The sequence below is a fragment of the Paraburkholderia bengalensis genome (assembly GCF_037126505.1).
GTDB lineage: Bacteria > Pseudomonadota > Gammaproteobacteria > Burkholderiales > Burkholderiaceae > Paraburkholderia > Paraburkholderia bengalensis.
Genome location: NZ_JACFYJ010000023.1, coordinates 27,913 through 53,381 on the forward strand (window position 1 = coordinate 27,913; position 25,469 = coordinate 53,381).

The window sequence follows — 25,469 nt, forward strand, 5'->3', positions numbered from 1 at the left end:
CGATAAAGCGATAACCACAACAGACGTTCCTCGGTCCAAACTCTTGACGATTGACCTCGCGCACAACAGAGTTGGCTGCTCGGCTACTGCTGTCTCCTGCGGGGTCGCTGCATCGCGCAATGTTTATATGACGCGAGTGCTTAGGGAACCCGCCGGCCGGACACGCGTAACATTTAGATTGTTTTTCGAATCCGTATCGCTTGAGATTGAGGATGGCAGTGTCTACCCTCCCAAAGCTATGCAGTCTTGTTCAATCGCGGCTGAAAAAATTCGATCATGCGAATCCCTCCGTTGAAATCCATCATTGCCTTTGAAAGCATTGCGCGCACCAAGAGTGTCAACCGTGCCGCTGAAGAGCTCGGCCTCACCGCGTCGGCAGTCAGCCATCAGTTGAGCAATCTCGAATCGATGATTGGTCAAACGCTATTCCAACGGACGGGACGTGGCCTTGTTCTGACGCCGACCGGCGAGCGTTATCTGTCTGACGTGACGGGCTCGCTGGCCGACCTTAGCCGGGCGACGGAGCGCGCATCGAGCCGGAAGGAGGTCGACATTTTGCGCGTGCATTCGAGCCCGAGCTTCGGGCTGATGTGGCTGCTGCCGCGGCTGCCGTCATTTCAGGAAGCCTACGGGGACGTTCAACTGAATGTAGCTTGCTCGTACGAGAACGTTTCATTTTCAAACGGGTACTACGACATCGACATCCGCCACGGATACGGCGAGTGGAGCAACCTCGAAGTACGAACCGTCCGGGGTGAATTCATTGCGCCGCTCGCCTCGCCGGCCTACCTCGAGCGCCATCCGGTGAAAAGCCCGGAAGACCTGCTAGACCAGCGGCTTGTTTATTCGGAGACGCCTCTTGTCCAGTGGCGGCAGTGGTTCGGACGCGCCGGCGTAGCCGCTGCGCACAAGACGTTCGACTTCTCTTTCGACCGTTCGTACATGTCCATCGAGACCGCTTCGCTAGGCCTCGGAATCGCGCTGGAAAGCGTGATGATGGCGTCCCGCAAGATAAGGGACGGTTCGCTTGTGCAGGTATTTGACGATAGTCATTCGGTGGAGGTGGGGGCGCATCATCTGGTTTACCCCAGCCAGAACGCCGAATTGCCTCGAGTTGCAAAATTCCTCTCGTGGATCGAACAGGAAATCGAGCGCAGCAGACCGGGTTCGCAGGGATAACCCTGGGGCTGAAAATTTCTCAGCTACGGTTGAGAGGAGCTGCGTTGATGCAAGGCATGCGGGCGAACAAACTTCGCCTACACCTAGTTCATCAACGGAGACACTCACATGTTGCTCGAGAATCAAGTCGTTATCGTCACGGGCGCGGCGTCGGCACGCGGCATCGGTAAGGCAACAGCAAAGGTAATGGCGTCGCAAGGCGCGCGCGTTGCTATCCTGGACCTGAACCAGTCAGATGCAGAAAGTGCCGCGCGCGATCTGGGCGAAGGCCACCTGGGCGTGGCTTGTGACGTTACCGACAAAGCGGCGTGTGTAGCCGCTGCCAATGCGGTGGCAGAAAAATATGGCCGCATCGACGCGCTGATAAACAATGCGGGCATTACGCAACCCATCAAGACGCTCGAAATCTCGAAGAACAATTTCGACGCGGTCATCGGCGTCAGTCTGCTTGGAACGCTGTACATGTCACAGGCTGTTATCCCACACATGAAACAGCAGCATCGTGGCAGCATCGTGTGTATGTCGTCCGTTTCGGCGCAGCGCGGCGGCGGCATTTTCGGCGGCCCCCACTACAGCGCAGCGAAGGCTGGCGTTCTCGGCCTTGCCAAAGCAATGGCTCGCGAATTCGGCGGCGACCATATTCGCGTCAATTCCATTACACCGGGCCTTATCCAGACGGACATCACTGGCGACAAACTGACTCCGGAGATGCGCGCCGACATCATCAAGGGCATTCCGCTCGGCCGCCTCGGTGAAGCAAACGACATCGCCAATGCTTGCCTGTTCCTGGCGAGCGACCTCTCCGCGTATCTGACAGGCATCACGCTCGACGTCAACGGCGGCATGCTGATTCACTGACATCACCCACTTGTGTTCGCCCAGTCGGCGCACACGATGACGCACGAGGTCTAGCCAAGGCGTCTTGCCGCGCGAGCGGCTAATAGAGGATGGAGCTGAGCCCGTCACCGCGACGGGCGACGGGTTCAGATGAAAGGAGACAACCCCATGAAGTCCAAACTGGCCACACCGGGTATCGGTGCAGACCTGCCCGCTTCCAGCGATATTTCAAGCTTCGAAGCGAGGACCTACGCAAAGGTCGCTCGGCGCCTGATTCCGTTCCTGATGCTCTGCTACCTCGGCGCATATCTCGACCGGGTGAACGTCGGCTTTGCGAAACTGCAAATGCTCAATGATCTGCGCTTCTCTGAAACCGTATATGGCATCGGCGCGGGCATTTTCTTTCTGGGCTACTTTCTCTTCGAAGTACCCAGCAACGTGATTCTGCACAAGGTCGGCGCTCGCAACTGGCTCGCCCGCATCATGCTGACGTGGGCTGTCATTTCCGCGAGCTTTGTGTTCGTGAAGACACCCACAACGTTCTACGTTCTGCGGTTCTTGCTTGGCGTCGCAGAAGCGGGCTTTGCCCCGGGCGTGATTCTCTATCTGACTTACTGGTTTCCGGCAGCCCGGCGCGCCAAGGCGCTGTCCATGTTTTTCATGGCAATTCCATTGGCCGGTATCGTCGGCGGTCCGCTGTCGGGCTGGATCATGCATGCTTTCCAGGGAGCGCATGGGCTCGAAGGATGGAAGTGGCTGTTCATGCTGGAGGCCCTGCCTTCGTTGCTCCTCGGCGTCGCAATCTTCCTGTATCTCGACAACGGAATCGCCAGCGCCAAATGGCTCTCCGACGAGGAAAAATCCCTGCTCAAACGGAACGTCGACAGCGACCGCACGAAGGCGACGGAACACGTTTCCATTCGCGCTTTTGTTCGCGACCGTCGTCTGTGGTTGATGGCCGGAATCTATTTCTGCGTCGTGCTCGGACAGTACGGACTTACCTTCTGGTTGCCCACAATCGTTCGACGCACGGGTGTCGCAGATCCGCTGTGGGTAGGTGTGCTGACTGCGATTCCCTATATTTGCGCCATCATCGCTCTGCCCATACTCGGAGGGAGTGCCGACAAACGTCGCGAGCGCCGACTCCACCTCGCGATTCCGATGCTGGTCGCTGCGGCCGCCTTCGCAACGCTGCCGATGTTGGGAAGCGTAGGTGCTTCGATTGTATGTGTGAGTGTCGCCGCTGCGGGCATCCTTGCCTCGTCCTCATTGTTCTGGGCGCTGCCCACTGCGGTTCTCGGCGGCATGTCGGCCGCCGCCGGAATCGCTGCCGTCAACTGTTTCGCCAACCTCGCCGGATTTTTCTCGCCTGCCATCGTCGGGTGGCTCAACGACGTCACGGGCAAGGCGACCGCGGGTCTCATCTTTATTTCGACGGCCGTAGTGCTGGGCGCTGTTCTGGTGTTCTTCGTGCCGGCCAGGACGGTCAATCGCTGACCAAACTCTTTCAAGGAGACGAGTAAATGAGTACAACCGTCATCGAGGATGTAACGCTCGCCGAGCGTGCCTATCGCATCCGACGCAATGCCCTGCTAATGGGCGAAGTGCAGGGTCAAGGTTATATCGGTCAGGCGCTGGACATCGCCGACGTTCTGGCTGTCTCTTATTTCGGCGCAATGAACTACCGATCGGCCGAGCCAGAGTGGGAAGACCGCGACCGATTCCTGCTCTCAAACGGTCACTATGCCATCGCACTGTACGCTGCGCTCTTTGAAGCCGGCATCCTTCCGCAAGAAGAACTCGAGACGTATGGCAGCGACGATAGCCGCCTTCCGATGTCTGGTATGGCCAGTTACACCCCCGGCATGGAGATGTCTGGCGGTTCTCTCGGTCAGGGGTTGACCATTGCCGTAGGCCGGTGTCTGGGCTTGAAGCGCAAGGGCTCGAAATCCTTTGTGTACACGCTGTTTTCAGATGGCGAACTCGACGAAGGTGCAATTTGGGAAGGCCTTCTCTCCGCGGCTCACTGGAAGCTGGACAACCTCATTGCAATGATTGACCTCAACAATCAGCAAGCCGATGGCCCCTCGACCCAAATCATGGCCTTTGAGCCTCTCGTCCCTAAGCTCGAGGCGTTCGGCTGGTATGTGCAGCGCGTGAACGGCAACGACATCAATGCCGTGAAAGACGCGTTCGATAACGCCCGCAATCTGAAGGAACCGAAGCCCCGAATCATCGTCTGCGATACGAAGATGGGGTGCGGCGTTCCTTTCCTCGAGCAACGGGAAAAGAATCACTTTATTCGCGTCGATGCAGATGAATGGAAACTGGCGTTGGATGCACTTGATGAAACTTTTGCAGGGAGCAAAGCATGAACTCGGTCGTCGATAAAAAGCCTCGTCTGAAAACGTCTGCGATGATTGCTTCTATCGCCGGCGAAGGTCAGCTAACCCGTTCTGCTCCATTCGGCCACGCACTTGTCGATTTGGCCCGTACCAGGAAGAACGTCATTGGCATGACGGCCGACTTGGGCAAATACACCGACCTTCATATCTTCGCGAAAGAATTCCCGGACCGTTATTATCAGATGGGCATGGCAGAGCAATTGCTGATGGGCGCCGCAGCTGGTTTTGCCCACGAGGGGGCGCAGCCGTTCGTCACCACGTATGCCGTGTTTGCAACCCGCCGCGCGTATGACTTTATTCACCAGACAATCGCCGAAGATGACCTCGACGTTAAGATTGTCTGCGCTTTGCCTGGACTGACAACGGGATATGGTCCGAGCCACCAGGCGGCCGAAGACCTGGCGCTGATGCGGGCGATGCCGAACATGACGGTGATCGACCCATGCGACGCGCTCGACATTGAGCAGATGGTGCCTGCCATCGCCGCACATAAAGGTCCCGTTTACGCACGCCTGTTGCGCGGCAACGTTCCCGCCGTGCTCGACGAGTACAACTACAAGTTCGAACTCGGCAAAGCGAAAACGCTGCGAGATGGCAACGATGTGCTCATCATCTCATCGGGCATGATGACGATGCGGGCCCTGGAGACCGCGAAGGCTCTGGAAGCGGACAAAGTGGACGTTGCCGTGCTGCACGTTCCAACCATCAAGCCGCTCGACACCGAAACTATCATCCGTGAAGCAAGGCGAACCGGGAGAATGGTTGTGGTCGCCGAAAACCACACCGTCATCGGCGGCCTGGGTGAGGCCGTCGGGACGGCCCTCATCAGCGCTGGCGTGACTTGTACGTTCAAACAGATCGCGCTGCCGGACGCGTTCCTCGACGCTGGCGCGCTACCGACTCTTCACGACCGTTACGGCATCTCGACCGACGTCATGGGTGCCAACATCAAGCGGTGGCTTGCATAGTCGAAACCACTCGCACTGGACAAAGGCATCTAAACGCCGGCCATAACGTCTGTCAAAACGACTTTTAGGTGCCGGCTTGCGGGCCGCCAGGTGATGACAAAAGCCCGCCATTGAAGCGGGTTATTTCCATACGCCGGCATGAGCACACGACATGCGTCTCATGAAAAGTTATCGATTGTTCACCTGATGCACAGCGTCGAGAATGACCTCATCGAATACGCTCGCGCCCGAATGGCGGGGCGAATCATCGTATGTTTGCCGAGCGATACGGCCGGCCCAATCCAGATGAGGGAAGTCATGGCAACCGAATATTTCCAGCCATTGGGCGGTAACGAGATGCCGCGTTGCGGCGGCATTGCGACGATGATGCGACTCCCGAACGTCGGCTCCGCGGAAGGCCTCGACGCATGCTTCGTTGGCGTGCCCTTCGATCTCGGTACGTCGAACCGTACCGGCGCGCGCTTCGGGCCGCGCCAGATCCGAAGCGAATCGGTGCTGCTGCGTCCCTACAACATGGCGACGCGCGCCGCGCCGTTCGACTCGCTGCGCGTCGCCGATATCGGCGATGTCGCGATCAATCCGTACAACCTGCCCGATTCGATCGCCCGGATCGAAACCGCCTACGATGCGATCCTGAAGTACGGCACGAAGCCGATCACGCTCGGCGGCGACCACACGATCACGCTGCCGATCCTGCGTGCGATCCATCGCAAGCACGGCAAGGTCGGCCTGATTCACGTCGATGCACACGCGGATGTCAACGACACGATGATGGGCGAGAAAATCGCGCACGGCACGCCGTTTCGCCGCGCGGTCGAGGAAGGGCTGCTCGATTGCGACCGCGTCGTGCAGATCGGTCTGCGCGGCACGGGTTACGCGGCGGAGGACTTCGACTGGTGCCGCGACCAGGGTTTTCGCGTGGTGCAGGCGGAGGAGTGCTGGAACCGCTCGCTAGCGCCGCTGATGACAGAGGTGCGCGAGCGCGTAGGCGCAGGCCCGGTGTATCTGAGCTTCGATATCGACGGTATCGACCCGGCCTACGCGCCTGGGACGGGCACGCCAGAGATCGCCGGATTAACCGTGCCGCAGGCGCTCGAGATCGTTCGTGGCGCCTGGGGGCTCGACCTGGTGGGCGCAGACGTGGTGGAAGTCGCGCCGCCGTATGATCCGTTCGGCACCACCGCGCTGCTCGGCGCGAACCTTGCCTATGAAGCGTTGTGCGTCATGCCTGGGGTCAAGCGCCGCGCCTGATGGTGCGTAAGCGCTGGCCGCCTCAGGCGCTCCGCCGTGCTGAGGCCAGGGCGGCTCGCTTTCGATGCTGCGATTACTTGCTCAGAGGGCGTCGCCACGGCCCTGCGTATCGGGAGAGAGCCATCGCGGCATTGCTGTCCATACGGGCGACAGCGCCGGCACGTCGCCCAACCGATTGAACGAAGCGGTTCAAAGATCTGACCCGGATGTATGACCATGACGGCGGCGCACAAGCATTCCGGGCACGCCCACATTTCTCCGAAGAAGTAACCGCCTCACGTCCACCGCAGTCCGAAAGGGCTGTGCCGCCGCTGCGTCAGATCGGATGCACTCGTCGCCCGGCGCAACGCCGGATGTCCCGCCTTCCTTGACACAAATCTCGCGGCAAACGCGTGCGATCGGCCGCTATGCGCTGGTTTTCTTATTAGCAAGGAATCCGTACGGGTTAACGTCAGTTCATGAACGACGGTCATGCGCCTCATGAAAACTTATCGATTGTTCGCGGCCCGCCCTCGCGCCGAGAATAAATTCGGTGACCGCGCTCGTGCATGCACGGCGGGTTGTAGCAACGCATGCTGCCGCTGGCTCGGGCACTGTCCAAGGGGCGCTGGCCCCAAGCCCCGGCAACGTTGCACGGGTTCGAAACCAACCAGGAACGCGACGATCGATGAACCATCCCGACACATCTGTCCGCTTCGATGAGGCAGCGGCGACGATAACCGAACGGTCTGCCGTGCGGACTCCAACTTGCGGCGAAGCGCTCGTCACCTTGCTCGAAAGTTACGGCGTCGAGTACGTATTCGGCATTCCGGGCGTGCATACGGTCGAACTCTATCGGGGTCTCGCGGCCTCCTCGATCCAGCACGTGACGCCGCGCCACGAACAGGGCGCGGGCTTCATGGCCGACGGGTATGCGCGGGTGACGGGCAAGCCGGGCGTGTGCTTCATCATCACTGGCCCCGGCATGACCAACATCGCGACAGCGATGGCGCAGGCGTACGCAGACTCGATTCCGATGCTCGTGATCTCCAGCGTCAATGCGCGCCGCGAGCTGGGCAGCGGGGACGGGCGGCTGCACGAGCTGCCATCACAGCGCGACGTGTTCGCGGGTATCGCCGCGTTCTCGCACACGTTGCTCGACGCGGCCGAGTTGCCCCGGGTGCTTGCCCGCGCGTTCGCCGTTTTCGAGAGCGCCCGCCCGCGGCCCGTGCACATCGAGATTCCGCTCGATGTGATCGTTGCGCCGGCTGACGGCATGAACATGGCACCTGCCATCTTGCCCGTCAAACCTGCAGCGGGCGCGAACGCGCTCGCCGTGGCCGCAGACCTGCTCGCCGACGCGCGCCGGCCGCTGATTCTCGCGGGCGGTGGAGCTGTGCACGCGGCAGCCGAACTGCGTGAGCTCGCCGAGCACCTGCAAGCGCCCGTCGCGCTCACGATCAACGCGAAAGGTTTGCTGCCATGCGGTCATCCGCTGCTCATCGGCTCGACACAATCGTTGCCGGACACGCGTGCATTAGTGCGCGATGCCGACGTGGTGCTCGCGGTCGGCACGGAACTGGGCGAGACGGATTATGACGTCGTCTTCGACGGGGGCTTTGCCATCAGAGGCCAGCTGATTCGCATCGATATCGACGCTCAACAACTGATGCGCAACTTCCGCGCGGACCTGGCGATTACGGGCGATGCACAGCATGCGGTGAGCAGCATCTCAGTGCGGCTGCATGAACGGCCAACACCTGTTGCGCAGCCCGACTGGGGCGCGCAGCGTGTCGAGAAGGTGCGGCGTGCTGTCTGGGCTTCATACGATGCGCCGACACGCTCGCAGAAACGTCTGATTGACACGATAGCCGGCGCGCTGCCCGGCGTGATCATCGCCGGCGATTCGACCAGCCCTGTCTATGCCGGCAATTTCGTGTACGACCCGCCGGGGCCGCGCTGCTGGTTCAATTCATCGACGGGTTACGGCACGCTGGGCTATGGCCTGCCCGCCGCGATCGGCGCCAAGCTTGCGGCGCTCGAGCGGCCGGTGGTCTGCCTGATCGGCGATGGCGGCATCCAGTTCACGCTGCCCGAACTCGCGAGCGCCGTGGAAGCAAGGGTGCCCGTGATCGTGCTGCTCTGGAACAACCTGGGCTATGGCGAGATTCGCAAGTACATGGCGGCACGCGACATTACGCCCGTCGGCGTCGATATCTATACGCCGGATTTCCTGAAACTCGCAGCGGGTTTTGGATGTGAAGCGCGCCGCGCCGATACGTGCGAATCGCTTGCCGCCGAGCTGCAGCAGGCAAACTCACGCGACGTCCCCACCGTGATCGAGGTGGTCGAGGCAGAATGGTTTGCGCGGGTGCCGGCATGACGACGAAGTCACTACCTCGAATTGACGGACCACTGCACACGCACCTCTACATCGACGGCATCTGGCGCAGCGGCGAAAGCCGACGGCGCTTGCCGATCATCAATCCGTCGACGGAAGAAACGATTGCCGAAATCGAGGCCGGCAGCGCGACGGACGTCGACACTGCCGTGCGCGCAGCCGCGCAGGCGTTCCGGAGCTGGAAAAAGACAACGGGTGCCGAGCGTGCCGCGCTACTGCGTGCGATTGCGCGCGGCGTAGAGGCGCAGCGCTCTGACCTGGCCACGCTCCAGTCGCGCAACAACGGCAAACCGCTCGCCGAAGCGCAGATCGACGTATGCGACGTTGTCGCCACGTTCGACTACTACGCGGGACTGGCGGAGCAGCTCGATGAAACCGGCGAATCCACCGTCGCGCTGCCCTGCGACGATTACCGGGCGGTGATTCGCCGTGAACCGGCGGGCGTGGTCGGCCTGATCGTGCCTTGGAATTTCCCGATGGTCACGACCGCATGGAAGCTCGCGCCCGCGCTCGCGGCAGGCTGCACGGTGGTCCTGAAGCCGTCCGAAGTCACGCCACTGCCGGAGCTGGCGCTCGCCGCCATCGCAGCCGAGGCGGGCGTGCCGTGCGGGGTTCTGAACGTCGTCACTGGCACGGGCGTTGACGTCGGCGCACCGCTCGTCGCGCATCCGCTGGTTTCCAAGGTGTCGTTTACGGGCAGCACCGGGATCGGCGAGCAGGTGATGAAGACGGCGGCCACCACCATCAAGGGCGTGAGTCTGGAACTGGGCGGCAAGTCGTCCATCGTCGTGTTCGCCGACGCCGACCTCGACCTCGCCGTCGAACTGGTGGCGAGCGGCGGATTCTTCAACGCTGGACAGATGTGCTCGGCCACCTCGCGCGTGCTCGTCGAGCGCCCAATCGCGGAGGCGCTCATCGCGCGGCTTGCAGAGCGGGTGACGCAGCTGGTCGTCGGCGATCCTTTCATGCCCGGCGTGCAGATGGGGCCGCTGACCAATCGTGCCCAATACGAGCGCGTGCAGCGCTACATCGCGCAAGGCAAGGCCGACGGTGCGCGCAAGGTGATCGAAGGTACAGTGCCCGCCGGCCGGGGCCATTTCGTCAAGCCGACGATCTTTGTGGATGTCCGCGCGGACAGCGCGGTGTGGCGCGAGGAAATATTCGGGCCGGTTCTGTGCTTGCGCGCGTTCGACACCGAGGACGAAGCAGTCGGCATCGCGAATGACACCGAGTACGGTCTCGTCGCAACGGTCGTCACGGGCGATACAGCCCGCCAGAAACGCGTTGCCGACGCGCTTGAAGCGGGCGTGGTCTGGGTCAACGCGCCTCAGGTGATCTTTCCGCAAACCGCATGGGGCGGTTACAAGCGCAGCAGCATCGGCCGCGAACTGGGGCCGTTCGGCCTCGCCGCCTTCCAGGAAATCAAGCAGGTGCTGACGGCAGCGGGAACCGCCTGAGGAATCCCTGGAAACCCCACCTCATGAGTTCACGTCATGGTCCGCATGCAGAGATTTCGTTTGTTGGCGGATATTGACCCACATACAGTTTATTCACCTTCCGGGCGGCCGATGGGCATGCCGGACGGACCCCCAGCGACAAGGCGTACAGGAGATGACCATGCAGGACTTCAAGCGGAGTAGAAGGCAGGCGATCAAGACCATTGGCACAGCGCTGGCTGCGACGGCGCTGCCAATGCCCTTCATTAGTACCGCTAAAGCCCAGCAGAGCAGCTTTGCGGGCAAGACGCTGCGGCTGCTCACGTGGTCTGACGACACGGGCGCGGCGGCACTGCGCAACATCGCCAACACGTTCAGCCAGAAGACGGGCGCCCAGGTCATCGCCGACCGCGCCGACGGCACCTCGGGCATGGTCGCAAAAGTGAAGGCCGCCGGTAGCCGTCCGACCTACGACGTGATCACACTCGCCGGCGTCGGCGCCGCAGGTCTGGGCGAAGCGGGGCTGCTGGCCAAGCCGGATCTCGACAAGCTGCCGAACCTCAAGGACGTCGTGCCGCAGTACCGCACGGGCGCGAACGGTTTCGGTATCGGCTATCTGCTGTGGTCCGACGGCCTCATCTACAACACATCGACCGTGAAGGCTGCGCCGACCTCATACGAAGCGCTGTGGGACCCGAAATACGCAGGGCGTCTGTTCCTGCCGCCGCCCGAGTGGGCCGAAGCAGTCGATCTCGCGATCATCGCCGCGAAGCTCGCGGGCGGCTCTCAGCAGAACATCGAGCCCGGCTTCAAGAAGCTGGCGGAGCTGAAAGAGCGGGTGATGACGCTCGGCGAAAATCCGAATCAGGTTGCGGACCTGTTCCGCACGGGTTCGCTCGATATCGGCGGCATCTATTCACCGGCATTTTTCCCTGACCAGATCAGGAAGCCCGAGTACAAGATGGGCGTTACGTACGGCATGAAGGAAGGCTTCGCGACGCAGCTCATGTTCTCGGTGATTCCCAAGGCTCATCCCGGCGACATCGACCTGATTCATGCATTCATCAACCATACGCTCGATGCGGGCGTGCAAGGCCGCATGGCTGCCGATGTATTGAACGGCCCGGTGAACTCAAAAGCACTGATACCCGCCGAGAGCCGCGCATTCGTACCTTCGCCGCAGCAGATCGCCGAGAAAGCCGTCTTGCACGACGACAAGGCGCTCGCGCTCGTGCAGGCGGCGTGGATCAAGCGTTATACCGAGATCTTCTCGGCCTGACGATCATGTCAGCGCTTTCTTCCCGCCGCGTGGGGACAGCGGCAGCCGCAGCCGACGCCGCGCGATGCAGCGATGCGCCGGCGCTGCCGCGCGTGCCGCCGCTATTGCTGCTCGCGCCGATTCTGGTGTTTCTTGCCGTGCTCATCGCCGCATCGCTCGCGGTGCTGCGGATGAGCTTTGGGGTGTCGGGCAACGAGTGGCGTGCGTTCACGCTCCAGAACTACGCGGATCTTCTCGACGGGTACTTTCTGCACTCGCTGTGGCTGACGCTTAAGCTCGCGTTCCAGAGCATGATCTGCGCCGTGCTGCTCGCGATTCCCGTCGCGCTCGCCATGGCGCGCACCGAGTCGAGGCTCGCGCGCGGGCTCCTGCTCGCGGGCGTGCTCTTGCCGCTGCTCGTGAACCTGCTGCTGCAGGGCTACGGATGGCTCGTGATCCTTGGGCCCGCGGGGCTGCTCAATCATGCGCTGCTTGGCAGCGGTCTGATCCAGCGCCCGTTGCAGTGGCTCTATCGCGAGAACGGGGTGCTGCTCGGCTTGATCCAGACGGCGTTCCCGCTGGCCGTCCTGCCAATATCGAGCGCCATGCGCGCGGTCTCGCGCTCCTACGAAGAAGCTGCCGCGACACTCGGCGCGACCCGTTGGCAAACACTGCGCCACGTGATGCTGCCGCTCGCGATGCCAGGGCTCGTATCGGGCGCGCTGCTGGTCTTTGCGTACAACGCGAGCGCATTTGCCGTGCCGCTGCTGTTGGGCGGCCGACGCGTGCCGATGCTCGCCGTGCTGGTGCACGACCAGGTGGCGCCGCTGCTCAACTGGCCGGCTGCGGCTTCATCCGGCATCGTGTTGATGGTCGCGACGCTCGCCGTGATGACGCTTTCGCAGCGACTTGCACGCAGCACGAAATACAACGCGGAGTCCCGCCCATGAACACCCTACGCCTCGCGTCGATCATGCCGGGCCGCCTGAGCCGCACGACGGGTCTGCTTGCGACGATCGTGCTGTTTCTCGCCGCGCTGCCCATCCTGACCATGATCACGATGTCATTCGGCAACTCGCAGACGCTCGAATTTCCGCCCCAGAGCTTCGGCCTGCACTGGTATCGCGCCGCGTGGCAAACGTTCGTGTCGCCGGGTGCGAGCGATACGCTATCGATGGGCACGGCGCTGACGACGAGCCTGCTGGTCGCGCTCTCGACGATGGTGATCGCCACCGCCGTGTCGGCGCCCGCCGCGTATGCGCTGTCGCGCTACCGGTTCCGCGGCAAGGCCATCATCGAACAGCTTGTTGCGCTGCCGCTGGTCTACCCGCTCGTGATGCTTGGTCTGGCGCTGCTGCTGGTGTTCAACGTGCTGCCGATGGAGCTCGGCATGCTGCGTCTGGTCGTCGCGCACGTGATTCTGGCGTTGCCGTTTACCGTCAAGAACTGCGCGGCATCCGTCGCGTCGATCGGTCCCGAGTTCGAGGAAGCGGCCTGCCTGATGGGCGCAAGCCCGCGCCGGGCAATCATTGATGTCGTGTTGCCGCTGATGCGGCCGGGCATCCTCGCGGGCATGCTGTTCGCGTTCATCATCTCTTTCAACGAATTCACGGTGACGTTTTTTCTGTACAGCATCAATACGATGACGTTGCCGGTCTGGCTCTACAGTCGCACGGTATCGTCGCTCGACCCGACCGTGTTTTCGTTTGCCGTTTTCATCGTGCTGATCGACTTTGCCTTGATCTGGCTGCTCGAAAGGCTGGTTGGCGATGAAGGCGTCGCACTGTAACTGCTGTCGCCCCGGCGGACGCGGGCACAAGGATCTTCCATGACCCATCTGACACTCCAGTCCATCACCAAGCGCTTCAACACCACGTACGCAGTTGATCACGTCGACCTGAGTGTGCCGGACGGGAAGCTGGTCTGCTTTCTCGGGCCATCCGGCTGCGGCAAGACCACGCTGATGCGGATCATCGCCGGTCTCGAAACAGCCACGGCGGGCACGGTGACGTTCGCCGGCCGCGATCTGACGCAGGTGCCGGCCAACCGCCGTGAGTTCGGCATGGTGTTCCAGTCGCTTGCGCTGTTTCCACACATGACGGTAGCGGAAAACGTCGCTTATCCGCTGCGGCTGCGCCGCGTCGAGCGGGGTGCACAGGTCAGGCGCGTCGCCGAGTTGCTGGAGATGATCCAGTTGCCGCACATGGCGCAGCGCAAGGTCACGCAACTGTCCGGTGGACAGCGGCAGCGCGTCGCGATCGCGCGAGCGATTGCTTCCTCTCCGAAGCTGCTGCTACTCGACGAGCCGCTGTCCGCGCTCGACGCAAAGCTGCGCGAAGCGATGCAGGTCGAAATCCGCCTGTTGCAACAGCGCCTCGGCATCACCACGATCATGGTCACGCACGATCAGCGCGAGGCAATGACGATGGCCGATGAAATCGTCGTGATGGAAAAAGGCCGCATCGCGCAAGTGGGCAAACCGCTCGACATCTACCGTGATCCCGTCAACGAGTTCGTTGCGGACTTCATCGGGCTCGGCAACATCCTGCCTGTGACGTTCGACGGCGGTGAAATCGGGCTGCCCGGCGGGCAATCGATCGCCGTGAACTCTGCGATGCGAGTCCCTGGCACGCCCGGTGATATCCGGCTTTTGATTCGCCCGGAGGACGTGTGCGTCAGGCCCGCGACCGCGAACCCCGGCCGGAACACCGTGCCAGGCACGGTGACGTTCGTGCGCGACGTCGGGGCGTCGATCGAGGCCACGATCGACTGCGAAGGCTTCACGCTGACGGCGGCCACGACGCCGCGCGAGACCCCCGACCTCCGTGCCGGCATGCAGGTGTTCGCCGAATTGCCGGCGCATGCGTGCAAGCTCATCGCGGCGCGCACCGCACATTGAATGCGGACTTGCCCGCACGCGGTGTCGTGGTTGAGAAAGCCGCACGAGCGCCGCGTCGGCCCATTTCCAGAAGCAGGTTTCGACATGATTTCCATCAGCAATGTATCGAAGTGGTACGGCCAGTTCCAGGTGCTGACCGCCTGCACGACGGAAGTCAAGAAGGGCGAGGTCGTAGTCGTTTGCGGCCCGTCCGGCTCGGGCAAATCGACACTGATCAAGACCGTGAACGGTCTCGAACCGTTCCAGAGCGGGAACATCGTGATCAATGGCGAATCCGTCGGTGACAAGCGAACCAATTTGTCCAGGCTGCGCTCGAAAGTCGGGATGGTCTTCCAGCATTTTGAGCTTTTCCCACACATGTCGATTACCGACAACCTGACGCTGGCGCAGATGAAGGTGCTGGGCCGGCGGCGGGACGAGGCCGCCGACAAGGCACTGGGGCTGCTTCATCGGGTCGGCCTGCGTGCGCACGCCGACAAGTATCCGGGCCAGCTTTCGGGAGGCCAGCAACAGCGCGTCGCGATTGCACGGGCGCTTTCGATGGACCCGATGGCGATGCTGTTTGACGAGCCCACCTCGGCGCTCGATCCCGAGATGATCAACGAGGTACTCGACGTGATGGTCGAACTCGCGCAGGAGGGCATGACGATGATGTGCGTGACGCACGAGATGGGCTTTGCCCGGAAGGTCGCGCACCGCGTGATATTCATGGATCACGGGCGCATTGTCGAAGATGACCTGAAGGACGCGTTTTTTGCGAACCCCAAGTCCGAGCGGGCAAGAGATTTTCTGGCGAAGATCCTGCATTAGACACATCCAGTTCATGCTGGACGACTGCATCCATCAGACGACTTCCTCTACGCGCAGACGACGTCGCGGATTGGAAACAGCGTCTCGCTCCGATGGCCGCGCGCCGGCTGAACGAAACCGCCTGCGATGAGCTGGGTGATCACGGTTCGCCAGGCGCCCAGCATCCGCTGAATGTCACGCACGCGAAACGTTTCTCGCGGGTCATGCTATTTGCAGGTTCTTCCCCCACGCTCAATGCCGGTCTTCGGCGAGCGGGTCGCATGGCATTGCCTCGACGCGGCCAGAAGACGACGCTCGGCCAGCCGCATCGGAACACCCGTCATCGGAACGGAACGTGTCTTGCTGGCTGCTTGGCATTTGTACCGCCGGGCACCAAAAGAGATGACCTACGGAACCTTTCCTCCCTGGCTGAATACGCTATCGGTCACCTGGATCATTTTGGGCGCGATATCTGCAGGTGCGATCGTCGTTGACGAGGTTCGACACCCGCAGAAGATGTGGATTATGAACGTCGTCTGGCCCGTAACGGCGTTGTTCGGCACAGTTGCATGGGGTGCCGCCTACTACGCGTGGGGACGAAATATCGCTGACGCCGGGCGGAAGGCCGACGAGCAGCCGTTCGCCGTGATGGCAATGAAAGGGACGAGCCACTGCGGTGCCGGATGTACGCTGGGAGACATCATTGTCGAGTGGTCGGCGTTTGCCTTCCCCGCGTTGGCAGTCTGGTTCGGGTGGCACACGGTGTTCAACGAAAAAATGTTTGCCGTCTGGATCCCCGATTTCATCGTCGCCTTTCTGCTCGGCATCGTCTTTCAGTATTTCACCATCAAACCGATGCGAGGGCTGTCGGTAGGTGCAGCTGTGGTGGCAGCCGTCAAAGCGGATATCGCGTCGATCACTGCGTGGCAGGTGGGCATGTATGGACTTATGGCCATCATCCAGTTCTTGTGGTTCAAGCCGGCTTACGGAGGGATCGCGAAAGTGGCGAGCCCGGAATTCTGGTTCGCCATGCAACTCGCCATGCTCGCGGGATTCGCAACCAGCTATCCCGTCAACTGGTGGTTAATCCGTTTGGGTGTAAAGGAAAAGATGTAAATCCGCTTCTTCCTGGGTCTTGAAGCGTTTGGGCCATTGCCGCCCTAAGCGCCGTACTGCGGCTCCGACCGGGTGAAGTGACATTGGCAATTGCGGGCACGCGGCCTGCGGCGGTTAGGAGGCCGGCACGCAAAGTGCTCGGGAAAATCACAGACATCGCGGAGGATCAAATGGCACACGAGAAACACCAAGCTTGCATTGAAGCCTGCGACGCATGCGCTAGCGCTTGCGACCATTGCGCAGCCGCATGCCTTTCGGAACAAAACGTTTCTGAAATGGCCGGATGCATCAAGACGGACATGGACTGTGCGGACATTTGCCGCCTCGCATCCGCCGTCATGGCTCGCGACAGTAGTCGCGCAAAGGAAGTTTGCTCGTTATGCGCGTCGATATGCGACGCGTGCGCCGCTGAGTGTGACAAGCATCAGCACGAACACTGCAAGCAATGCGCGGAAGCCTGTCGGCGCTGCGCAGAACAATGCCGCGCTATGGGGTAGTGAGAACGCGACGATTGGCGTCGAGCGCTCAAAACTGCTTTTGCTCGGTGTTAAGCTGCGCCATCGTCGCCGCTCTTGATTGACGCAACCTACTGCTTCGCGCGCGGCGCTTCGCGACGGAAGAACCACAGGCAAGCCCGAATCTCTTTGCCGCAACGGCAGCCTCGTTTCGGCCGCGCCAATATCTCACGCTTCGGAAGGCTCTGCGACGTCGATATCGAGAAGCGCCGTACTGATCGACTTGCCATGCGCGTCGAGTGCGAGCGAACGCGTGACGCCCCCTCCGAGCGCACGCCCGAGCACGAAATTGAACGCACCTAACAGCGGCAGTTCATAACGGACGACATCGCCTTTCACGACATCGGCGAGGTGAGCCTTGACACGCTCGGGCGTCAAGATGTCGCGCAGATGTCCGTAATGCTTCGCGTCGAAGCAGACCACGGAAACGTTGAGCGTATTGCCCTTGTCGCCCGTGCGGCCGTGTGCGAGTTCACGCAGTTTCATCGCTCGCCTCCACGATTTCGAAGACGGGATTGACCAGTTCGCGCGGCAGCAACACCGACTGCACCGCGAGGACTTCACGCATCGCTTTCATCACACCGCCGCCGCCCGCCGGCCCGTTGGTATAGAGCGTTTCGACCTCGTTGCCGATGCGCGCCGCTTCCGTGGCGTTCGATGCGCGGCCGGTGACCCGCACGCGAACTTCGTATGGGTCGTCGTGGCCCGCGGCGAGCCTGTCGCCGTAAAGCGAATTCACACCGATCAGATCGAAGCGCAATTCGCTCGTGTTCACGCCCGTGATCGCGAGGCGCTCGCGCACGATGTCGAGCGCGAGCCGAGCCCGCGCGACCGCGCCCGGTCCGCCGTAGGAAATCTGTCCTTCGCCGATATAGCCGTCGATATAAGCGACGGACACCTTGAGCGTCCCGGTGCGCGCCGCGCCGCGCCCGCCCGTTACGCGCACGCGGTCCATCGCCTCCTGCGCGACCCGCACCTGCGTGAAATCTGCGACGACATCCGGCTGGTAATAACGCGCGGGATCATGAATCTCATAGAGCAGTTGCTCCTTGCACGTCGCCTCAGTCACGCAACCGCCCGCGTGTGCCACTTTGCTGATCACGACGTTGCCGGCTGCATCGACTTCGCCAACAGGAAAGCCGAGCCGCGCGAGATTCGGCACGTCCTTGAAGCCCGGGTCCGCGAAGTAGCCACCTGTCACCTGTCCCGCGCATTCGAGCAGATGACCGACCACAGTCGCCTGCCCGAGCGTATGCCAGTCATCCATCTTCCAGCCAAATTCGTGGATGAGCGGCGCCGTGAACAGCGACGGGTCCGCGACGCGCCCGGTCAGCACGACGTCCGCGCCCGCTGCCAGCGCAGCGACAATGGGCGCCGCTCCGACGTACGCATTCGCCGATACGATCCGGTCGGCATATGCGCTGACGTCGTCGCCGGTTTCCTCGAAGCGCAGAGGCGATCGCAGCATGACATCGAGCACATCGTCGCCGGTCACGGCTGCGATCCTGAGGCCGCGCAAGCCGAGTTCGCGCGCGATTTGCGCCGTCTTCCGCGCGGCGGCGGCCGGATTGGCCGCGCCCATGTTCGAGATGATGCGCACGCGCTTCTTTGACGCGACGGTCAGCACGGCGCGCATTCGCGCTTCGAGCAATGGGTCGAAGCCTTGTGACGGATCGCGGCGGCGCGCCTGCTGCGCAATCGCGATCGTTCGCTCGGCAAGACATTCGAACACGAGGTAGTCGAGCGCGCCGTGTTCCGCGAGTTCGACGGCCGGTTCGATACGGTCGCCCGAGTAGCCCGCGCCAGCACCTATCCTGATGCGATCTTTCATGACGTCATCCAAACGCAATCAAAGCGAAAACACGCCGAGCACGACGCACGCGATCGTCATCACGATCGATGCGCCGAACAGGAGCGGAAACGTGAACTTTTGATGGTCCGCGAGATCGATCCCGCACAAGCCGACGACGAGAAACGTCGCGGGCGTCAGCGGGCTCACGGGAAAGCCGGTGGTCATCTGACCGAGGAGCGCGGCCTGACCGACGTGCACGGCGGGCACGCCGAGTTGTGACGCTACTTCCGCGATCACCGGCAGCACGCCGAAATAGAACGAGTCGGGATCGAAGAGCATCGAGAGCGGCATCGACAGGACGCCGAGCGCGACCGGGATGTGCGAGGCCATCGTGGGCGGCACGAAGCCTACAGCCGCCTGCGCCATCGCCTTCAGCATGCCGCTGCCCTGCATGACGCCAGTGAAGACGCCTGCCGCGAGCAGGATGCCCGCCATCATCAAAGCGGCGCGCGCGTGCGCATCAATGCGCTTTCGCTGCATGTCGACATTCGGATAGTTGACCATCAGCGCGATGCACAGGCCGACCATGAACATGATGGCAGGCGGGATCTTCTCGCCCATCGCGACCATCGTGCCCAAGACCACGACCGTCAGAACGATATTGAACCAGAAATTCTTCGGGCGGCGCAGCGCTTGCTCCTCCGGCGTGAGCTTGCGCTCGGGCATCGGAATGGAGCCGTTTGCGCTCGAATAGCCGAGACGCTTTTCCTCGCGCCGGCCAAGCCACCACGCCATGCCGAACACGAACACGAGGCCGATTGCCTGCACGGGAATCAGCGGATTGAACAGCGATGAAATGGGCAGATGCAGCGACGCGGACGCGCGGATCATCGGCCCGGTCCACGGCAGGAAGTTGATGCCTGCCGCCATCGACACGGCTGCTGCGAGCACGCGCTTGTCCATCTGCAGACGTTCGTAGAGCGGCAGCATCGCGGGAATCGTGACGAGAAAGCAGACGGCGCCGGAGCCGTCGAGATGGATGAGCAGCGCGAGCAGCGTGGTGCCCATCACGATGCGCGTGGGCTTCGTGCCGACCGCACGCAGAATGCGGTCGATGATGGGGTCGAGCGTGCCTGCGTCGGTGATCGTGCCGAAATAGAGAATCGCGAACACGAACATGCCAACGACGGGCGCCAGGCTCTTTAGCCCGTCGATCACGAACTTGCTGGTCTGCAAACCGAACCCGCCGATCAGCGACGCCGCAATCGGAACGATGATGAGCGCAACGAGCGGCGACATGCGCTTCGAGAGTATCGCTCCGAGCAGGATGACGATGGTGGCGAGGCCGAGTAACGGCAACATGAACGCGTCTCCGAATCTTGATTTGTAGTGCGGTCAAGAGTAAGTTCGAGGCGCCAATAAAACAATTGAAATGATTTGATCGCAGTTATTACGAATCATAATGGATCTGAATCTTCGCGATATCCGTGCGCTCGTGGCTGTGGCCGAAGCAGCCAGCTTTACGCGCGCGGCGGAGCGCCTGCATCTGTCGCAGCCGGCGCTCACGGTGCAGATACGCCGGCTGGAAGAGGCGGTCGGTGCGCGTCTGTTCGACCGCAACAGCCGTAACGTCGCGTTGACGGCGACCGGCCGCGAGCTGCTTCCGCTGCTGCGCAAATCGTTGCAGGACATGGAAACCGTGTTGCGCGATGCTCGTGCACTTGGCGAAGGGGAGAGCGGCACCGTCCGCGTCGCTTGCTTGCCGACGTTCGCGGCGAGCGTGTTGCCCGAGTTGATCATCGATATGAGGCGAGAGGTGCCGCGCGTCGTCTTCCAGATCCGCGATGTCGTCGCGAGCACCGTCAATGCGCTCGTGCGCAACGAGGAAGCGGACATCGGTCTGACGGGCGGCGAGGTGCTCGACCCGGCGCTCGAAGTTCTGCAAACAGGCGTGGACCGGCTCGTCGCTGTATGTCCGCAGGCGCATCCGCTGGCGAGAAAGCGCCGCGTCGGCCTGAATGATCTGGCGAGGGCGCCGCTCGTGCTAACAGCACCGGGTACGAGCGTACGAGCGGTCGTGGATGCGGCGCTCAGTGAATCGGGCGCGCCCCTGGATATCGCTTGCGAACCCACGTACATGATGACGGCCGTCGCAATGGTGCGTGCGGGCCTGGGCGTGACCATCCTGCCTGAGACCGCGCGCGAGGTGCGAGCCGAGGCGGGGCTCGTCGTGAAGAAGATCGACCATCCGGCGTTCGTGAGGTCGATCGCGATCGTCAAGAAACGAGGCAGGACCTTGCCGGCGATAACGGAGAAGTTCGTGACGTTGATGCGTCAATGCTTATGACGCGACCGGCTGACATCAGCCGTTGCTCCCGGTCATTTTTTCTGCGGCGCTTGCAACGACATGCTGGTCATCCGCGGCTATCTCGCGGCCGCGGTTGGATGAGATGTATCAGGCGCGCGTGAACCGTCAGCCGGGCCATGGTGTGGCCCGAACTTTTCATTGCGCTTCGAGCGCGTCGAGACGGGCGCGTGCAATCTCATCGGGATGCAGGCAGTGATACGCGTCGAACAGCTGAGAGCACAGCTGTGCGAGGTCCGCCAGATTGACGGCCTGGTCCGGGTGCTCGACCTCTCTCGCATTGAGTATGTCGTCCAACACCGGGGCTAGACGACGCAGTTGCCGGAATGTCTCCAGATCTAGTTCCATATCAATTCCTGTAGCCGCAAAACCATGGCTCGTCGCGCTGGCCGATCGCGCTGGTTGTCACGGCCATCCACTGACACGCTAGCATTTTCATAAATCCTGCGCAGAGTGTGGGCTTGTACAACGTCGTTCATATGACGCGATGCGAGGCCTGTCGTTCCCAGTTTTTTACGCATCGCACCATGACTTAAAGGAATTCCGCAACATTTGCCCGCCTTTCGCCGCAGTGCGGCGGATTGCGGACGCGGGCACCGGCCCGTGAACGAGCGATTTCAACCAGATTCGCTGTGGCCGGTGCAGATAACTTGTGCGGTGCACAGCAAAGCAAATTGTTAAACGAAGAGGAAAGGGTATACGCTTACGCAACTTCCCTATCGGAGGCTCTCCCTCGTGTCGACTCTCCTTGCACAGGACGGACTTGTTGCGGCGTGGTGTCGGATCAACTCTGGCGCCGGATCAGGTGCCTTTGAGTGTTCCGAGCTCGATGCGCATGGCGAAGCCGTGCCGCATCCACATCCTTCGGCTCGACGGCAGATTGTCATGACCGACATCTATTGCCAGATTGCCGAGCAGATCGGTCACGTTGCAGCCATGTCGGCTGCGGTGACGACACGTTCGTTCGGCATCCGGGTCCCGGACGTCGTCTGGATGCCGCCAGAGAAATGGGAAGGAATCGACAGGGATGCGCCTATCCCGTTTGTACCGGATCTGTGCGTCGAAGTGCTCCTCGATCGAAGCGTGCCGCAAGACGTCGCGCTCCGGGTCAAGGCCTATCTGGAAGGCGGAGCCCGTGAAGTCATCGTGGTTGGTCAACGCGGTGAACTGCAGTTCTGGGGACCTGATGGAGCACGACAGGTCTCCGCGCACGGGATAACGCTGTCGCTCGAGCCTATGTACTTCGACCTGTAGCCCGCTCGTCGCGTGCGGGCGTCGGCGGCGAGCGGGCCATCGCACCGGCCGTCGCATGCACCGAACTTTCTGACACGAATCCGATGACGCGCACCGCTGTCCGCGGCGTGAGTTCGCTGGCTCCCCGTCCGATCGGGTCTGGTTCGTGCGAGTCTGCTGTCATTCATGCAGGCCTTCCATGCCTCGAGTGATTCGCGATCGATCAGACATGACCGCCATACCCAGCAAATCCCGCTCGTCCATACCGCCAGTTGGCTTCGTGCGCGTGCGCGGTGCGCGCGAACACAACCTGAAAAACGTCGACGTCGAGATTCCGCGGGACGCGCTCGTGGTGTTCACCGGCGTGTCCGGTTCCGGCAAATCGTCGCTGGCATTTGGCACGTTGTACGCAGAGGCGCAACGCCGCTATTTCGAGTCCGTGGCGCCCTATGCGAGACGGCTGATCGAACAGGTGGGCGTGCCCGAAGTCGACGCGATCGAAGGGCTACCGCCGGCCGTGGCGCTGCAGCAGCAGCGCGGCACACCCGGTGCGCGTTCCTCGGTGGGCAGCGTGACCACGCTGTCGAGCCTCGTGCGTATGCTGTACTCGCGCACCGGCACCTACCCGCCGAAGCAGCCGATGCTGTTCGCCGAGGACTTCTCACCCAACACGGTGCAAGGCGCCTGCCCGACATGCCATGGTCTGGGGCGCGTGTACGAGGTCACCGAAAAATCGATGGTGCCCGACGATTCGCTGACGATCCGTGAGCGCGCCGTCGCCGCGTGGCCGCCTGCATGGCATGGCCAGAATCTGCGGGACATTCTGGTCACGCTCGGCTACGACGTCGACACGCCATGGCGCGATCTGCCGAAGAAGGATCGCGACTGGATTCTCTTCACCGATGAGCAGCCGACTGTTCCCGTCTACGCCGGCCTCACGCCCAAAGAGACGCGTGCGGCGCTCAGGCGCAAGGACGAACCCAGCTATCAGGGGACGTTTACCAGTGCGCGCCGTTATGTGCTGCATACCTTCGCGAATACCCAGAGCGCGCTGATGAAAAAGCGCGTGTCGCAGTACATGGTCGGCAGCGAGTGCCCGGACTGCCACGGCAAACGTCTCAAGAGGGAGGCACTTTCGGTGACATTCGCGGGGCTCGACATCGCCGAGTTCTCGCAGTTGGCGCTGTCGGGGCTTGCCGGGATGCTCGAGCCGATCGCGCGCGGAGAATGGCCGGAACAGGGCAAGACGCCGGCAGACCAGGGTGGCGTGCTCAGCAGGCGCGCGATGCAACACGCCGTCGACAAGCGGATTGCCTCGGGCGGTTCAGCGCACAAGGCATCTCCCGATGTTCGGCGTACGCCGAACCTGTCCGAAGAGAAACGCCTCGCCGCGCAACGCATTGCCGCGGAGTTGCTGGAACGGCTGAACACGCTCATCGACCTGGGGCTGGGGTATCTCGCGCTCGATCGCAGTACGCCGACGCTGTCATCGGGCGAGTTGCAACGCTTGCGACTGGCCACGCAACTGTCGTCGCAGCTCTTTGGCGTCGTGTATGTGCTCGATGAGCCATCGGCCGGGCTGCATCCCGCCGACGGCGAGGCACTCTTCGGCGCGCTTCAGGCACTCAAGGCGGCCGGCAATTCGCTGTTCGTCGTCGAGCATGATTTGCAGATGATGCGGCGCGCGGACTGGCTGGTCGATGTCGGTCCTGCAGCCGGCGAAGCGGGCGGTCACATCGTGTATAGCGGTCGCCCCGAGGGGCTCGCGAAGATCGAAGCGTCACAGACGCGCCGTCATCTTTTCGCCGTGCCAACGCAAGTCGATCGCACACCGCGCGAAGCGGCGGGTTGGCTGCGGCTTGCCAATATCACCCGTAACAATCTGCGCGAACTGAACGTCGCGTTTCCACTCGGCTGTCTGACGGCGGTGACGGGCGTATCGGGTTCAGGCAAGTCGAGCCTCGTGAGCCAGGCCCTTCCGGAACTGATCGCGAGCCGGCTCGGCAGACCCATCGAGAGCCCGGACGATGACGAACAGAACCCGCTGCTAGCGGTCACGACGGCACCGACAGGCGGTCACATCGCCGCGGGGATGGATGCGATCAGGCGGCTCGTGCGTGTCGATCAGAAGCCGATCGGACGCACGCCGCGTTCGAATCTCGCGACGTATACGGGCCTTTTCGATCACGTGCGAAAACTCTTCGCGGACACGCCCAGCGCGCGCAAGCGTCGTTACAGCGCGGGTCGCTTTTCGTTCAACGTCGCGCAAGGCCGTTGCGCCACGTGCGAAGGCGAAGGGTTCGTGAGCGTCGAACTGCTTTTTCTGCCAAGCGTGTATGCACCCTGCACGACCTGTCACGGCACCCGCTACAACACGTCGACGCTGGAGATAACCTGGCGGGACAAGAACATTGCCGACGTATTGAACCTGACTGTGGATGCCGCATGCAGGTTCTTCGAAGACGAAGCTGGCGTGATGCGCGCGCTCGTCGCACTGCGCGACCTCGGTCTCGGCTATCTGCGACTCGGACAGCCGGCGACCGAGCTATCGGGCGGCGAAGCGCAGCGCATCAAGCTCGCCACGGAACTGCAACGCGCGCAGCGCGGGGATACCTTGTACATCCTTGACGAGCCGACTACCGGGCTTCATCCCGCCGACGTCGACCGGCTGATGCTGCAATTGCAGGGACTGGTCGACTCGGGCAATACGGTCGTGCTCGTCGAGCACGATATGCGGGTGGCCGTGCAAAGCGATTGGGTGATCGACGTCGGCCCGGGAGCCGGCGCGGAGGGCGGAGCGATAGTGGCGAGCGGCACGCCACGGGATGTCGCCCGCACGGCGGAGAGCCGCACGGCGGTGTATCTGCGGCCACTTCTCGCGACGTAGACCGCCTTCGCGACAGATTCCCTTCATGCTGCAGTCCAGACCGCCTCCAATTCTTGCGAGGGGTATGGGACTTTTCGCGCAGCCGCCGGTGTGGGCTACTACACGGCATGCGCGATCGATCGGATGAAGGGGGAAGAGGACATGCCGCCCTCTTGCCAC

22 protein-coding genes are annotated in these 25,469 nt (G+C 62.2%); 18 read left to right on the top strand and 4 right to left on the bottom strand.

Annotated features, from left to right (window positions below; translation table 11 throughout):
• Positions 1 to 276 precede the first annotated feature (276 nt).
• From H3V53_RS16040 to H3V53_RS43980, 15 genes are all read left to right on the top strand, one after another.
• Positions 277 to 1,179 carry a LysR substrate-binding domain-containing protein gene (locus H3V53_RS16040; RefSeq protein WP_336598766.1) on the top strand — a complete coding sequence of 301 codons (903 nt, stop codon included), beginning with the start codon at positions 277 to 279 and terminating at the stop codon, positions 1,177 to 1,179.
• Positions 1,180 to 1,287: 108 nt separating this feature from the next.
• Positions 1,288 to 2,037: an SDR family NAD(P)-dependent oxidoreductase gene (locus H3V53_RS16045; protein ID WP_336598767.1), complete on the top strand. Its 750-nt coding sequence runs from the start codon at positions 1,288 to 1,290 to the stop codon at positions 2,035 to 2,037.
• A gap of 147 nt (positions 2,038 to 2,184) precedes the next feature.
• Positions 2,185 to 3,513 (top strand): MFS transporter, encoded by a 1,329-nt coding sequence (locus H3V53_RS16050; protein WP_336598768.1) that lies wholly within the window; start codon positions 2,185 to 2,187, stop codon positions 3,511 to 3,513.
• Positions 3,514 to 3,539: 26 nt separating this feature from the next.
• Positions 3,540 to 4,391 carry a transketolase gene (locus H3V53_RS16055; RefSeq protein ID WP_336598769.1) on the top strand — a complete coding sequence of 284 codons (852 nt, stop codon included), beginning with the start codon at positions 3,540 to 3,542 and terminating at the stop codon, positions 4,389 to 4,391.
• Complete coding sequence (locus H3V53_RS16060; RefSeq protein WP_336598770.1) at positions 4,388 to 5,389, top strand: transketolase family protein; 1,002 nt, start codon at positions 4,388 to 4,390, stop codon at positions 5,387 to 5,389. The genes H3V53_RS16055 and H3V53_RS16060 overlap by 4 nt, the downstream gene beginning before the upstream one ends.
• 297 nt (positions 5,390 to 5,686) lie before the next feature.
• On the top strand, positions 5,687 to 6,640 hold the full coding sequence (gene speB, locus H3V53_RS16065) for an agmatinase (RefSeq protein WP_336598771.1): 954 nt from the start codon (positions 5,687 to 5,689) through the stop codon (positions 6,638 to 6,640).
• A 667-nt stretch (positions 6,641 to 7,307) separates the two neighbouring features.
• Positions 7,308 to 9,002 carry a 5-guanidino-2-oxopentanoate decarboxylase gene (locus H3V53_RS16070; protein ID WP_336598772.1) on the top strand — a complete coding sequence of 565 codons (1,695 nt, stop codon included), beginning with the start codon at positions 7,308 to 7,310 and terminating at the stop codon, positions 9,000 to 9,002.
• Positions 8,999 to 10,477: an aldehyde dehydrogenase family protein gene (locus H3V53_RS16075; RefSeq protein WP_336598773.1), complete on the top strand. Its 1,479-nt coding sequence runs from the start codon at positions 8,999 to 9,001 to the stop codon at positions 10,475 to 10,477. Before H3V53_RS16070 ends, H3V53_RS16075 begins: the two co-directional genes overlap by 4 nt.
• 160 nt (positions 10,478 to 10,637) lie before the next feature.
• Positions 10,638 to 11,735, top strand: a complete 1,098-nt coding sequence (locus H3V53_RS16080; protein WP_054922804.1) for an extracellular solute-binding protein — start codon at positions 10,638 to 10,640, stop codon at positions 11,733 to 11,735.
• A 5-nt stretch (positions 11,736 to 11,740) separates the two neighbouring features.
• On the top strand, positions 11,741 to 12,664 hold the full coding sequence (locus tag H3V53_RS16085) for an ABC transporter permease (RefSeq protein ID WP_336598774.1): 924 nt from the start codon (positions 11,741 to 11,743) through the stop codon (positions 12,662 to 12,664).
• On the top strand, positions 12,661 to 13,503 hold the full coding sequence (locus tag H3V53_RS16090; RefSeq protein WP_336598775.1) for an ABC transporter permease: 843 nt from the start codon (positions 12,661 to 12,663) through the stop codon (positions 13,501 to 13,503). Before H3V53_RS16085 ends, H3V53_RS16090 begins: the two co-directional genes overlap by 4 nt.
• Positions 13,504 to 13,542: 39 nt before the next feature.
• A complete protein-coding gene (locus tag H3V53_RS16095) occupies positions 13,543 to 14,613 on the top strand; it encodes an ABC transporter ATP-binding protein (RefSeq protein ID WP_336598776.1) in 1,071 nt (356 codons plus the stop codon).
• An 84-nt stretch (positions 14,614 to 14,697) separates the two neighbouring features.
• Positions 14,698 to 15,423: an amino acid ABC transporter ATP-binding protein gene (locus tag H3V53_RS16100; protein ID WP_336598777.1), complete on the top strand. Its 726-nt coding sequence runs from the start codon at positions 14,698 to 14,700 to the stop codon at positions 15,421 to 15,423.
• A gap of 381 nt (positions 15,424 to 15,804) precedes the next feature.
• Positions 15,805 to 16,518 (top strand): DUF4396 domain-containing protein, encoded by a 714-nt coding sequence (locus tag H3V53_RS16105; RefSeq protein ID WP_473766658.1) that lies wholly within the window; start codon positions 15,805 to 15,807, stop codon positions 16,516 to 16,518.
• 170 nt (positions 16,519 to 16,688) lie between these two features.
• Positions 16,689 to 17,015, top strand: a complete 327-nt coding sequence (locus tag H3V53_RS43980) for a four-helix bundle copper-binding protein (protein ID WP_082426866.1) — start codon at positions 16,689 to 16,691, stop codon at positions 17,013 to 17,015.
• A 186-nt stretch (positions 17,016 to 17,201) separates the two neighbouring features.
• Here the strand turns inward: H3V53_RS43980 and H3V53_RS16115 are convergent, their stop codons facing one another.
• From H3V53_RS16115 to H3V53_RS16125, 3 genes are read right to left on the bottom strand one after another with little or no spacing between them, the layout of a single operon-like run.
• Positions 17,202 to 17,519, bottom strand: coding sequence for an AtuA-related protein (locus H3V53_RS16115; RefSeq protein WP_336598779.1), 318 nt, complete (start codon positions 17,517 to 17,519; stop codon positions 17,202 to 17,204).
• A complete protein-coding gene (locus H3V53_RS16120) occupies positions 17,506 to 18,864 on the bottom strand; it encodes an acyclic terpene utilization AtuA family protein (RefSeq protein ID WP_336598780.1) in 1,359 nt (452 codons plus the stop codon). The genes H3V53_RS16115 and H3V53_RS16120 overlap by 14 nt, the downstream gene beginning before the upstream one ends.
• Before the next feature lie 18 nt (positions 18,865 to 18,882).
• Positions 18,883 to 20,187 carry a CitMHS family transporter gene (locus tag H3V53_RS16125; RefSeq protein WP_336598781.1) on the bottom strand — a complete coding sequence of 435 codons (1,305 nt, stop codon included), beginning with the start codon at positions 20,185 to 20,187 and terminating at the stop codon, positions 18,883 to 18,885.
• 100 nt (positions 20,188 to 20,287) lie between these two features.
• Between H3V53_RS16125 and H3V53_RS16130 the strand changes: the two genes are divergently transcribed.
• Positions 20,288 to 21,172, top strand: a complete 885-nt coding sequence (locus H3V53_RS16130) for a LysR family transcriptional regulator (RefSeq protein ID WP_336598782.1) — start codon at positions 20,288 to 20,290, stop codon at positions 21,170 to 21,172.
• 156 nt (positions 21,173 to 21,328) lie between these two features.
• Here H3V53_RS16130 and H3V53_RS16135 read toward each other — a convergent pair whose 3' ends face one another.
• Positions 21,329 to 21,538: a hypothetical protein gene (locus H3V53_RS16135; protein ID WP_336598783.1), complete on the bottom strand. Its 210-nt coding sequence runs from the start codon at positions 21,536 to 21,538 to the stop codon at positions 21,329 to 21,331.
• A 498-nt stretch (positions 21,539 to 22,036) separates the two neighbouring features.
• On the opposite strand from H3V53_RS16135, the gene H3V53_RS16140 reads away from it, so the two are divergent.
• On the top strand, positions 22,037 to 22,444 hold the full coding sequence (locus tag H3V53_RS16140; RefSeq protein ID WP_336598825.1) for a Uma2 family endonuclease: 408 nt from the start codon (positions 22,037 to 22,039) through the stop codon (positions 22,442 to 22,444).
• Between the two features lie 208 nt (positions 22,445 to 22,652).
• On the top strand, positions 22,653 to 25,310 hold the full coding sequence (locus tag H3V53_RS16145; protein WP_336598784.1) for an excinuclease ABC subunit UvrA: 2,658 nt from the start codon (positions 22,653 to 22,655) through the stop codon (positions 25,308 to 25,310).
• The last annotated feature ends 159 nt before the right edge of the window (positions 25,311 to 25,469 follow it).

Bases quoted from the DNA above. Each gene is read 5' to 3' on its own strand.
- H3V53_RS16040 (WP_336598766.1), top strand. From the start codon at position 277: ATGCGAATCCCTCCGTTGAAATCCATCATTGCCTTTGAAAGCATTGCG.
- H3V53_RS16045 (WP_336598767.1), top strand. From the start codon at position 1,288: ATGTTGCTCGAGAATCAAGTCGTTATCGTCACGGGCGCGGCGTCGGCA.
- H3V53_RS16050 (WP_336598768.1), top strand. From the start codon at position 2,185: ATGAAGTCCAAACTGGCCACACCGGGTATCGGTGCAGACCTGCCCGCT.
- H3V53_RS16055 (WP_336598769.1), top strand. From the start codon at position 3,540: ATGAGTACAACCGTCATCGAGGATGTAACGCTCGCCGAGCGTGCCTAT.
- H3V53_RS16060 (WP_336598770.1), top strand. From the start codon at position 4,388: ATGAACTCGGTCGTCGATAAAAAGCCTCGTCTGAAAACGTCTGCGATG.
- speB (WP_336598771.1), top strand. From the start codon at position 5,687: ATGGCAACCGAATATTTCCAGCCATTGGGCGGTAACGAGATGCCGCGT.
- H3V53_RS16070 (WP_336598772.1), top strand. From the start codon at position 7,308: ATGAACCATCCCGACACATCTGTCCGCTTCGATGAGGCAGCGGCGACG.
- H3V53_RS16075 (WP_336598773.1), top strand. From the start codon at position 8,999: ATGACGACGAAGTCACTACCTCGAATTGACGGACCACTGCACACGCAC.
- H3V53_RS16080 (WP_054922804.1), top strand. From the start codon at position 10,638: ATGCAGGACTTCAAGCGGAGTAGAAGGCAGGCGATCAAGACCATTGGC.
- H3V53_RS16085 (WP_336598774.1), top strand. From the start codon at position 11,741: ATGTCAGCGCTTTCTTCCCGCCGCGTGGGGACAGCGGCAGCCGCAGCC.
- H3V53_RS16090 (WP_336598775.1), top strand. From the start codon at position 12,661: ATGAACACCCTACGCCTCGCGTCGATCATGCCGGGCCGCCTGAGCCGC.
- H3V53_RS16095 (WP_336598776.1), top strand. From the start codon at position 13,543: ATGACCCATCTGACACTCCAGTCCATCACCAAGCGCTTCAACACCACG.
- H3V53_RS16100 (WP_336598777.1), top strand. From the start codon at position 14,698: ATGATTTCCATCAGCAATGTATCGAAGTGGTACGGCCAGTTCCAGGTG.
- H3V53_RS16105 (WP_473766658.1), top strand. From the start codon at position 15,805: ATGACCTACGGAACCTTTCCTCCCTGGCTGAATACGCTATCGGTCACC.
- H3V53_RS43980 (WP_082426866.1), top strand. From the start codon at position 16,689: ATGGCACACGAGAAACACCAAGCTTGCATTGAAGCCTGCGACGCATGC.
- H3V53_RS16115 (WP_336598779.1), bottom strand. From the start codon at position 17,519: ATGAAACTGCGTGAACTCGCACACGGCCGCACGGGCGACAAGGGCAAT.
- H3V53_RS16120 (WP_336598780.1), bottom strand. From the start codon at position 18,864: ATGAAAGATCGCATCAGGATAGGTGCTGGCGCGGGCTACTCGGGCGAC.
- H3V53_RS16125 (WP_336598781.1), bottom strand. From the start codon at position 20,187: ATGTTGCCGTTACTCGGCCTCGCCACCATCGTCATCCTGCTCGGAGCG.
- H3V53_RS16130 (WP_336598782.1), top strand. From the start codon at position 20,288: ATGGATCTGAATCTTCGCGATATCCGTGCGCTCGTGGCTGTGGCCGAA.
- H3V53_RS16135 (WP_336598783.1), bottom strand. From the start codon at position 21,538: ATGGAACTAGATCTGGAGACATTCCGGCAACTGCGTCGTCTAGCCCCG.
- H3V53_RS16145 (WP_336598784.1), top strand. From the start codon at position 22,653: ATGACCGCCATACCCAGCAAATCCCGCTCGTCCATACCGCCAGTTGGC.